Annotated in this window: 6 protein-coding genes; 3 read left to right on the top strand and 3 right to left on the bottom strand. The window is 73.7% G+C overall.

The annotated features are described in order from the left end of the window. Positions 1 to 134 precede the first annotated feature (134 nt). Both ABT170_RS39525 and ABT170_RS39530 read right to left on the bottom strand, forming a co-directional pair. On the bottom strand, positions 135 to 3,179 hold the full coding sequence (locus ABT170_RS39525; RefSeq protein WP_351875904.1) for a serine/threonine kinase C-terminal domain-containing protein: 3,045 nt from the start codon (positions 3,177 to 3,179) through the stop codon (positions 135 to 137). Positions 3,180 to 3,371: 192 nt separating this feature from the next. After that, positions 3,372 to 5,402 carry a serine/threonine-protein kinase gene (locus tag ABT170_RS39530; RefSeq protein ID WP_351875907.1) on the bottom strand — a complete coding sequence of 677 codons (2,031 nt, stop codon included), beginning with the start codon at positions 5,400 to 5,402 and terminating at the stop codon, positions 3,372 to 3,374. 119 nt (positions 5,403 to 5,521) lie between these two features. Here ABT170_RS39530 and ABT170_RS39535 point away from each other — a divergent pair, with 119 nt between their 5' ends. Beyond that, a complete protein-coding gene (locus ABT170_RS39535; protein WP_351875910.1) occupies positions 5,522 to 6,625 on the top strand; it encodes a serine hydrolase domain-containing protein in 1,104 nt (367 codons plus the stop codon). Positions 6,626 to 6,758: 133 nt separating this feature from the next. On the opposite strand, the gene ABT170_RS39540 is transcribed toward ABT170_RS39535, so the two are convergent. Continuing rightward, on the bottom strand, positions 6,759 to 8,465 hold the full coding sequence (locus ABT170_RS39540) for a glycerol-3-phosphate dehydrogenase/oxidase (RefSeq protein ID WP_329946499.1): 1,707 nt from the start codon (positions 8,463 to 8,465) through the stop codon (positions 6,759 to 6,761). A 249-nt stretch (positions 8,466 to 8,714) separates the two neighbouring features. On the opposite strand from ABT170_RS39540, the gene ABT170_RS39545 reads away from it, so the two are divergent. Both ABT170_RS39545 and ABT170_RS39550 read left to right on the top strand, forming a co-directional pair. Beyond that, positions 8,715 to 9,977 (top strand): nucleotide sugar dehydrogenase, encoded by a 1,263-nt coding sequence (locus tag ABT170_RS39545; RefSeq protein WP_351875913.1) that lies wholly within the window; start codon positions 8,715 to 8,717, stop codon positions 9,975 to 9,977. 129 nt (positions 9,978 to 10,106) lie between these two features. Beyond that, positions 10,107 to 10,751 (top strand): hypothetical protein, encoded by a 645-nt coding sequence (locus ABT170_RS39550; RefSeq protein WP_351875916.1) that lies wholly within the window; start codon positions 10,107 to 10,109, stop codon positions 10,749 to 10,751. The last annotated feature ends 126 nt before the right edge of the window (positions 10,752 to 10,877 follow it).

Consider the following 10,877-nt stretch of genomic DNA (forward strand, 5'->3'; position numbering starts at 1 on the left):
CCGCACTGTGATGCTTGTCGCCCCGGTGCGCCCGCCGTTCAAGGGCGTCGCCACCGGCCGGGCCGGAGGCGATGTCACGGTGCGTGCCGCCGGGGTCGCCCGGCGGTGGTGCGGGGCGCGATGGCGACGGGCGGTCAGGAGCCCACGCGGTAGGAGGCGATGGCCTGTTCGTAGATGGCGGTGACCTTGTCCCGCTGATCGTGCGGGCCGATCACCTGGATGATGTGGTACCTGCCGTCGACGACCATCGCCAGGTTGCGCACGTACACCTCGCGTCCGCCGTTCTCCTGCCAGGTGAACTGGCCCTCCGCCATGGCCTGTCGGCCGACGTCGACCCGGCGCAGTCCGGCCGACGAGGACCAGCTGGAGTCCCGGAACGGCTGGAGCTCCGGCTCCTTGTCCCGCTGATAGGCCAGCGGATCGGCACCGTTGGCCTTGACGGTGTCCCGGCCGGGCACGATCAGCAGACTGAACCCGTCGCTCCCGTAACGGATCTGACGGTCCGCGTTGGCGGGGCTGCGCTGCCAGTTCTTGACCACCCCGACCTCGAAGCCCTCCACGTCCTTGCGCAGCACATAGCCCGGGGCGAGCGCGACCGCGGAACGGCTGGTCTGCGGCTGCTGGGAGCCGGGGCCTGCGGAGGCGTCTCCCGACGTCCCGGGGGTCCCGGCGCCGGGACCGGCGGGGGTGGCGGAACCGGAGGGCGTCTTCACGGCACCCGCGCCGGGCTCGTCCTCGGACATGAAGACCAGGGCGTACGCGACGGCGGCGGCCATGCCCAGCAGGATGAGGACGAGCAGCAGCCGGCCGAGGCTGCGCGGCCCCCGCCCCTCGCCCGGACGAGCGGGCTCGCGCAGCACCCTGGGGCCCTTGGGCTCACGCGGGGCGCGGGGCGGACGGGGCGGGCGGGGCGGCCGGGAGTCCCTCGGTTCGGGGATCTCGTAGGGCTGCTCGGGCAGCAGGCCCCCCTCCTGCTCGAACTCCTCGTGGCGAGGCCCCTCGTGACGCTGCTTCTCCTGACGCTGCTTCTGCTTGCCCTGGCGGTGCCGGCCGTGCGCCGAGCCGCCCCGGCGCTTGCGGACGAGCTCTCCCCGGCGCCGCACGATGGGGAGCCGGGTTTCGTCGGCGGAGGGCAGCGGGACGACGTCCGTGCCCGCTTCCGGTTCCGGGGCGGCCCGCACCAGGGAGCGCAGCCAGCCGCTCAGCTCCTCGACGTCGGGGCGCTCCGAGGGGTCCTGGCGCAGCAGCGATTCGACGACGGGGCGCAGCGCGCCGCTCTCCTCCGCGAAGGCGGGCGGCTCGCCGCACACCATCTGGACGAGCTCGGCCGCGTTCTCCTCGGGGTAGGGGGCGTGGCCCTGGACCGCGCGGTAGAGCAGGGCGCCGAGCGCCCACAGGTCGGTGGCCGGACCGATGGGCGGTGCGAGCTGCCAGTTCTCGTGGACCGGTCCGGCCTGCTCGGGCGCCCAGCGCTCGGTCACCGCGCCGACGACGGCGATCCGTGCCTGCCGGGCGCGTTCGGCGGCGCGCGGGGTGGCGGGGCCCCGGTAGGGGGGCGTCCCACGGCCGGCGGCGACGACCTCGTCCCAGCCGCCGGATCCCGATCCGACGGGCAGCGGCTCCGGGCCGGGCGGTACGGGGGTGCTGCCGGGGCGGCGTGAGTCGGCGCGCAGCGCGTCCTCGCCGGAGCCGCCCGCGGGCACGGGGCGGCCGGAGCCCGGACCGTCGCCCCAGGTGCCGGCCAGATGGACCCGGCGGCCGGGCGGGCGGCCGTCGCCGTCCTCGTCGTCGCCTCGTACGTCGCGGTCGTCACGTCCGTCGCGGTCGCCTCGTACGTCGCGGTCGTCACGTCCGTCGCGGTCGTCACGTCCGTCGCGGTCGTCACGTACGTCGCGGTCGTCGCGTCCGTCACGCCCGTCACGCCCGTCACGCCCGGCGTACGGGTCGTCCGACGCGTACGGGTCGTCGTCGGCGTACGGGTCCGGGGCGTACGGGTCCGGGGCGTACGGGTCCGGGGCGTACCGGTCGTCCTCCGTGTACGGGTCGTCCGACGTGCTGCCCCAGGCGCCGGGGAGCACGGAGCCGCCGGAGGCGGGGCGCTGGACCGGCAGGAGGGCCGTGTCATCGCCGGCCGGGTCGTCCTCGGCGCCGTCCCCCTTGCGGTACTTGTCCTCGTTCACCCGGGCGGCGGCGCGGGCGCCCGCGCGGTAGGCGGCGATGGCTCCGGCGCGCGCCGCTCGCAATTGCGCGGCGCTCGCGGCCCCGGGCGGCACGGTGCCGGGCCGCACGGGGTCCAGCGGGGCGGGGCCGAGCTCGGCGGAAGGCTGTGTGGCGGAGAACGGGACGGCCGGGGCTGCCGGTCGCGGGACGATCTCCTGGCTCTCCGGGCGTGCGGGCGCCGGTTCGGCGCCGTAGGAGTCGTCCGGGTCGTCCACGTACTCCGGAGCGTCCGGGTGATCCGGGTCGTCCACGTCATCCGTGTCGGCGTAGGTGCCGTACGCGTCGTATTCGCCGTACTCCGCCGGCCCGCCCTGCCCGCCCGCGTCGCCATCGGCCTGGTCTTCGTCATCGTCGGGCAGCGGTGCCGTGACATACCCGCACAGCGCTTCCTCGGCCGCCCCGGCCGCCAGGCCGGTCAGCACGACACGGCCGTCGTCGCAGATCAGGACCGTACGGACGGTGATGTTGCGATGGGTCCAGCCGTGGGCGTGCAGCACGCGCAGCGCCGTCAGCACATCGGAGCCGATCTCGGCGGCCCGGTACGGGTTGAGCGGACGCTCGGCGAGGAGGGCGGCCAGCGGGCGTGCCGGTACGAGTTCACTCACTATCCAGAGCGATCCCGCCTCGGCGAACACGTCGAAGACCTGGTCGAGCCGCGGGTGGTCGGGCACCTGGGCCGCCGCCTGGGCGGCCTCGATCGCGCGCCGGACGGCGGGGTCCGTGGAACGGCGCACCGCACGGCCCGCCGCGCGTCCGGTGCCGCGTCCGCCAGCCGGTGCCAGACCGTCGGCGTCGAGCACCTCCGCGTCCACGATCTCCGGCAACGGCACCTGGCGGACCAGGACTTCCTGCCCGCTGTATGTGTCGAACGCCCGGGTCTCGACCAGTTCGTAACCGTCGAACGGGGGCAGAGGAAGGCGGTAGCGGTCGGCGAGCACCCGACCCGCGTAGTCGTCCACGACGCCTCCCCAGAGCGCACTGTCCCCCGGTCACCAGGGCCGTATGAATCAGTCAATTACGGTCAGTTGCCGCGCAATTGACCTGTCGTTCCGGGTGCCTACGATCCCCGGCCTCTTACGATACGTGGCAAGCCCCGGCCACGCGGCCGGGTCGCGGCAACCCGGCTGCCGGTCCGGCTGCCGGTCCGGTTGTCAGTCCGTGGGCGTGAACGTGGCGAACGCCGTCTCCCGCAGCGTTCTGCACTCGGCCTCGTCCCACTCGCTCGCCTTGCAGCTGATCATGATCGAGTAGCCGCGCTTGGCGTCGACCTTGAAGCCCCGGTTCTGCACCCGGACCCGGATGCCCTGCTGATCGCGCTCGAAATGCCAGTCGGCGACGGTCGGGTAACCGTTGTAGTCGACCTTGTCGATGCCGATCTGCTTGAAGCCGTTGCTGCGGACCTTGGTGCCCACCACCGCCCCGGCCCATGCCGCCGCCGCGTCGCTTCCGGGCGAGTTGTTGAAGTCGACCTGGACACGCGGGAAGCCGCCGTCGGCGTTGTAGATCCCGCCGGAGTTCCTGCCCGCGATGGCATCGCGCTCGAAGTCCCCGGGCATCGCCATGGTGAAGTGGAACCGCTTGTCGGTGACCTTCTCGAATCCGGCGGGCAGGGCGTCTGCCGGGGGTTTCGGCGGGTCCGCCGGGTCCTCGGCGCCCGGGTCCTGCTTCGTGGGGTCCTGGGACGGCTGTTCCGATGCCTTGCCGTCGCTCCCGCCCTGGCCCTCCTTGCCCGCGCCCCCCTGGCCCTGGGCGGAACCGGCCGAGGCGGAGGTGTCGCCCTTGCCCGAGCCGCCGCCCCGGTTGTCCTTGTCGTCGCCCCCGCTGAGGGCGATGGCGAGCACCGTGCCGATGATGGCGAGCGCGACGACGGCCGCGATGACCGCCAGGGTGCGGCGCGGCACCACGTCCGTGAGGGACGCGCGGACCGGCGCGGCACCGGCCTGCGGTCCTCCCGGGCGCTGCGGCGGCACTGCGGCGGCGACGGCCGGAGCCGTCGGGGGCCTGGCCGGCGCCTTGGGCGCGGTAGCCGGAGCCGCGGCGGAAGCCGTCACGGGACCCCGGTCCTGCGGTCCGGGCCTCCCGCCGGGCGCGGCCGGGGCCGCCCCGGAGGCGGCGGCAGCGCCGGCCCCGGCACCCGCCGCGACCGCCGGGGTCGCCTTCCCGTTCCGTACGGAGCGCAGGGCGCCGCGCAGCCGGTCGCGGGCGCCCTCGCCGGACTCGCCGCCCGGTCCGGCCGCCTGCCTGGGCGGCTTCGGCGGCTTCCCGGCGTCGACGTCCACCGGCAGGGCCATGATCTGGGTGGAGTCGGCCGGCGGCGGCACCGGCACGTCCGGAGCGTTGATCACGGCGTTGAGCAGGGCACGCGCCCCGGCGTCGTCCAGCCGCCGGTCGGGGTCCCGGGCGAGCAGGCCGTAGATGACCTCCTCCAGCGGACCCGCGTTCTTGGGCGGGTCGAGCGGTTCGGTCATCACGGCCGTGAGGGTGGCGATCGCCGACCCCTTGTCGTACGGAGGGCAGCCCTCGACGCTCGCGTACAGCAGTCCGCCGAGCGACCACAGGTCGGCGGGCGGCCCCGGCTTGTGGCCGCGGGCCCGCTCGGGCGAGATGTACGAGGGGGCGCCGACGAGCATGCCGGTCGAGGTGACCGACGGGTCGCCCTCGACCTGGGCGATGCCGAAGTCGGTCAGCACGACCCGGCCGTCCTCGGAGATCAGCACGTTGGACGGCTTCACATCGCGGTGCAGGATGCCCTCGCGGTGCGCCGAGCGCAGCACGTCGAGAATGGCGAGCCCGACCTCCGCGGCACGCCTGGGGGTCAGCGTCCCGTCCTCACGGATCGCCTCGGCCAGCGACTTTCCCTCGATCAGTTCCATGACGATCCACGGCCGGTCGTCCTCGTCGACCACGTCGTAGACGGTCACCGCGCCGTTGTTGCGGATCCGCGCGATCGCCTTCGCCTCGCGCAGGGTGCGCGTGATCAGGCGGCGCTTCTCGTCCTCGTCGATGGCCGACGGGAACCGCAGTTCCTTGACCGCGACCGTGCGGCCCAGCGTCTCGTCGGCAGCGCGGTGGACCGTGCCCATGCCGCCCCGGCCGAGCACCTCCCCGAGCCGGTAACGCCCCGCGAGAAGACGACCTTCCTTGTCCCGTTGGGGCTCCCGTGCCTGCTCCGCCTCCGACATGCGTCCCCTCTGCGATCAACCCGCCCTGGCAGAGCGTTCATTGTCCCTCACCCCGGGACCGGTCCTGGTGCCGGGTCGGGGTCCGCCATGATGTGGCCGGAGGAAAGGGATCCCCCGCCATGCCGACATTCAGGGCGCTGCTCGCCGCCCCGCTGGTGCTTTCTCTGCTCGTTCCGGGTACGGCGTGCCCGTCCAGCGAACCACACCTCACGCCCGCAGCCTCCTATCTGCCCCGTCTCCTCGTCCAGGGCGGCGCCCCGGCCGCGGCCCTGCTGACGCGGAATTCCGCCACCGCCCCGGGGCGGGCATACGCCTCGGCGGGGCCCGGCATCGGGCAGCGGGACCGGTTCCGGGCAGGCAGCGTCACCAAGACGTTCATCGCGACGGTGATCCTCCAACTCGCCGGGGAGGGCAGGCTGAAGCTGTCGTCCCCGGTCGAGCGCTATCTCCCCGGGCTGATCCGGGGCCACGGCAACGACGGCCGCCGCATCACCCTGCGCGCGCTGCTCACCCATACCAGCGGTCTCCCCGACCACGCCGCCGGTCTGCCGGCCGGCACCCCTTCCATGACCGGCCGGGCGGGCCCGTCGGGGCGGCCCCCGTCCGCCGAGGCGTCGGTCCGGGCCGCGTCGGCCCGCCGTCCCGCCGCGGCGCCCGGCCGCTACGCGTACTCCAACACCGGTTACCTGACGCTGGGCCTGGTCATCCAGCGCGTCACCGGTCACTCCTACGCCACCGAGATCAGACGCCGCGTCCTCGTCCCCCTCCGCCTCGGCGGAACCTCTCTCCCGGGCGCCCGCACCGGTCTGCCCGCCCCGCACTCCCGCGGCTACTACCGCGATCCGCGGGACGGGTCCCTGCGGGACGTCACCGCGATGGACCCGCGCCTGGCGGGCGCCGCGGGCGAGATGGTCTCGACGCTCGCCGACCTGAACCGCTTCTACGCGGCCCTGCTGGGCGGCCGGCTCCTGCCGCCCTCCCAGCAGGCCACCCTGCTGAACACCCGTACCGCCCATGGCGCCTACGGGATGGGCGTCTACCCGGAGAAGCTCTCCTGCGGCGTCACGGTGTGGGGGCACAACGGCCGCGCACCGGGCAGCTACGTCCGTACCGCGGCGACCCGCGACGGCCGACACATCATCACTTTCCGCATCAACACGGATACCTTGTCCGATACCCGTCTGGAACCGGCCCTGCTGGAGGCGGAGTTCTGCCGCCCCTGACGCCGCCCGGCACGGCCACCCGGCACCGGCGACGGTCCGGCCACCCGCCGGGCCACCCGCCGGGACCCCGCCGGAACCGCCGGAACCGCCGCCCGTCAGGGGCCGCCACCCGTCAGAGACCGTCGGGCGCGCATCAGATCGGCACGATGTCCGGCGCCCCGAGCCGCGCCGCGTCGGCCGTCAGGTCGTCCGGCTGCCGCTGCGACTCCCGCTCCGCCTCCACCCGCTTCTCGTAGTGCTCGACCTCCCGCTCGATCTGGCCCTCGTCCCAGCCCAGCACCGGGGCCATCAGCTCCGCGCACTCCCGGGCGGAGCGGGTGCCCCGGTCGAAGGTCTCGATGGAGATCCGGGTGCGCCGGGTCAGTACGTCGTCGAGGTGTCTGGCCCCCTCGTGCGAGGCGGCGTAGACGATCTCGGCCCGCAGGTAGTCGTCCGCGGCCGCCAGCGGTTCGCCCAGTGAGGGGTCGGCCGTGATCAGTTCCAGGATCTCCTCGACCATGGAGCCGTACCGGTTCAGCAGATGCTCCACCCGGGCGACATGGATGCCCGTCCTGGCCGCGATCCGGGCGCGGGCGTTCCACAGGGCGCGGTAGCCCTCGGCTCCCAGCAGGGGGATGTCCTCGGTGACACAGGCCGCGACCCGCTGGTCGAGCGCGTGCACCGCCTCGTCCACCGCGTCCTTCGCCATCACCCGGTACGTCGTGTACTTGCCGCCCGCGACGACCACCAGCCCGGGGACCGGGTGCGCCACGGTGTGCTCGCGCGAGAGCTTGCTGGTGGCGTCCGACTCACCGGCCAGCAGCGGCCTCAGCCCGGCATAGACACCCTGGACGTCGTCCCTGGTCAACGGGGTGGCCAGCACCGAGTTGACGTGTTCGAGCAGATAGTCGATGTCGGCGCTGGACGCCGCCGGATGGGCCTTGTCGAGGTCCCAGTCGGTGTCCGTGGTCCCGATGATCCAGTGGCGTCCCCACGGGATCACGAACAGCACGGACTTCTCGGTACGCAGGATGAGGCCGGTCGAGGAGTGGATCCGGTCCTTGGGGACGACCAGGTGGATGCCCTTCGACGCCCGTACGTGGAACTGCCCGCGCTCACCGATCAGCGCCTGGGTGTCGTCCGTCCACACCCCGGTCGCGTTGACCACCTGCTTGGCCCGGACCTCGTACTCCCCGCCCCCTTCGACGTCCCGCACCCGCGCCCCGACGACCCGCTCGCCCTCGCGCAGGAAGCCGACCACCCGCGCCCGGTTCGCCACCTGGGCGCCGTATCCGGCGGCGGTGCGCACCAGGGCGGCCACATAGCGGGCGTCGTCCATCTGCGCGTCGTAGTACTGCAGGGCCCCGACCAGGGCGTCCCGCTTCAGCGCGGGCGCGACGCGCAGGGCGTGCCGGCGGGAGAGGTGGCGGTGCACCGGCAGTCCGCGGCCGTGGCCCGAGGAGACCGACATCGCGTCGTACAGCGCCACGCCGGATCCCGCGTAGAGCCGCTCCCAGCCCTTGTGCTGCAACGGATAGAGGAAGGGCACCGGCTTCACCAGGTGCGGGGCGAGCCGCTCCAGGAGCAGCCCGCGCTCCTTCAGGGCCTCCCGCACGAGCGCGAAGTCGAGCATCTCCAGATAGCGCAGCCCGCCGTGGATCAGTTTGCTGGACCGGCTCGATGTGCCGGAGGCCCAGTCGCGGGCCTCGACCAGTCCGGTCGAGAGCCCTCTGGTCGCGGCGTCCAGCGCCGTCCCGGCGCCGACCACGCCCGCCCCCACGACCAGCACGTCCAGTTCGCGCTCGGCCATCGCGGCGAGCGCCGCCGCGCGCTCCGCGGGTCCCAGTGTCGCTGTCCTCACTGCTGCCTCCCGGTAGATCGGGGTGGTCGGGCACGGTGGTGCGGCCCGGCCCGGGAGGCCGGGCGTCCGTGCCCACCTCTCGATTCTGTCCGCGGTCGGCGACTTCAGCCACCGCCTGTGGACAACACCCGGACGACCGGAGCCACACAATGCGACATATAGGTCATATTTACGCCTAGTCTGACATTGCACTGTTCCCAGCAGTTGCGCTTTCCGTCTTCATGGTCTTAGGGAAGGACGGCCTTCGACATGCCCGCAGACCTCGCCGTCATCGGACTCGGTCACCTCGGCCTGCCCCTCGCCCAGGCCGCCGTCGCCGCCGGCATCGACACCGTCGGTTACGACACCGACCCACGCACCTGCACGGAACTCGCCGCGGGCCGCACCCCCGTCGAGGGCTCCCTCACCGCCTCCGCCATCCGCCGGATGCTCTCCGGGGGCTTCCGGCCCACCAGCAACGCGGCCGAGCTCGGCCGGGTCCGTACCGCCGTGATCTGCGCCCCGACCCCGCTGGGCGCCGACCGCACCCTGGACCTCACGGCACTGGGCGACGCGGCCCGCGCGCTGGCCGCCCGGCTGCGACCGCACACCACCGTCCTGCTGGAGTCCTCCGTCCCCCCGGGCACCACCGAGAACTTCCTGCGTCCCCTGCTCGAAGAGGGCTCGGGCCTGCGCGCCGGACGCGATTTCCACCTCGCGTGCTCCCCCGGCCGGCTCGACCCCGGCAACCGCACCCATGTCTACGCCAACACCCCCAAGGTCATCGGCGGCCTCACCCCCGCCTGCACCGAATCGGCCGCGGCCTTCTACGGCCGGCTCACCGACAAGGTCGTCCGGGCGCGAGGGCCCCGCGAGGCCGAGATGACCAAGGTCCTGGAGACCAACTTCCGGCACGTCAACATCGCCCTGGTCAACGAGATGGCGGTGCTCTGCCACGACCTCGGCGTCGACCTGTGGGACGTCATCCGGTGCGCGGAGACCAAGCCGTTCGGCTTCCAGCCCTTCCGTCCCGGACCGGGCGTCGGCGGCCACGGCGCCCCGGTCGACCCCGGCTACCTCCCGTACAGCACCCGCACCCCCGGCCACCCCCTGCGCATGGTCTCGCTCGCCCAGGAGATCAACGACCGCATGCCGAGCTATGTGATCCAGCGCTGCGCCACCCTGCTGAACGAGCACGGCAAGTCCGTCCGCGGGGCCAGGGTCCTGCTCCTGGGCGTCACCTACAAGCCGGACAGCGCCGACCAGGAGGCCTCCCCCGCCCGCGAGATCGCGACCCGGCTGATGGACATGGGCGCGCAGATCGGCTACCACGACCCGCACGTCCTGGACTGGCGCGTCCGCGAGCTGCCCGTGCCGCGCGCCGACTCCCTGTACGAGGCAGCCGCCGGCGCCGACCTGACCGTACTGCTCCAGCAGCACCGCACCTACGACCTCCAGGGCCTCGCGGTGAAGGCCCAGCTCCTCCTGGACACCCGGGGCGCCACCCCCGCGGGAGCCGCGCACCGGCTCTGAGAAGAGCCTCCTGAACGGGCTCCGACCAGTCGCCCCAACGTTTTCGGTGGGCGTTGTCGGAACTGACTGCTAGCCTGCGGCGTCACAACTCGCACACTCGTGCGCATTCGCCCCAGGGGGAGACCCACCGTGAGCCAGCCCGTGCCGCCGAACCAGCCCCAGCAGCCCTACGGGGGCCAGCCCGCCGACGGCAACCCGTACGCGAACCAGCCGCAGCCCGGTGCCCCGACCGGCAACCCCTACGGCCAGCAGCCGGGCGCCCCGACGGGCAACCCGTACGGCCAGCAGCCCGGTGCCCCCACGGGCAACCCCTTCGCGGACCAGCAGCCCGGCCAGTTCGGCGGCGGCACCCCCTTCACCCCGGCACCCCCGGCGCGCAACAACATCGCACTCGGTGTGGTGACCGCGCTGGGCGCGGCGATCATCGCGGGCATCCTGTACGGCGTGATCGCGGGCTCCATCGAGCGCGAGGTCGGCTACGCGGCGGTCGGCGTCGGCTTCCTCGTCGGCTTCGCCGCCAGCAAGGTCGGCGGGAGCAACCCGGTCGTCGTCGGGGCCGCCGCGCTCTTCTCGCTCGGCGGTGTCTACCTCGGCCAGCTCGTCGGCATGTCGATGATCATGGCGGACGTGGCGGGCGCGACCTTCTCCGAGGTCTTCCTCGACCACTTCGACGTGGTGACCCGGCTCTGGAAGGAAGAGGCCGACTTCATGACCTACCTCTTCCTCGCCCTGGGCCCGATCGCCGCGATCGGCGGCGCCAAGAAGGCCGGCTGACACCCGCCTCGCCCGGACGTACCTGCGGAAGGGGGGGGGGGGGGCCGGGGGGCGGGGGGGGGCGCCGCGCCGCGTACTGCGGCCGCGCGGGGGGGGGGGGCGGCGGGAGCCGGGGAGGGGGGACCG

It is taken from the genome of Streptomyces sp. NPDC001787 (genome assembly GCF_040297465.1).
Taxonomy (GTDB): domain Bacteria; phylum Actinomycetota; class Actinomycetes; order Streptomycetales; family Streptomycetaceae; genus Streptomyces.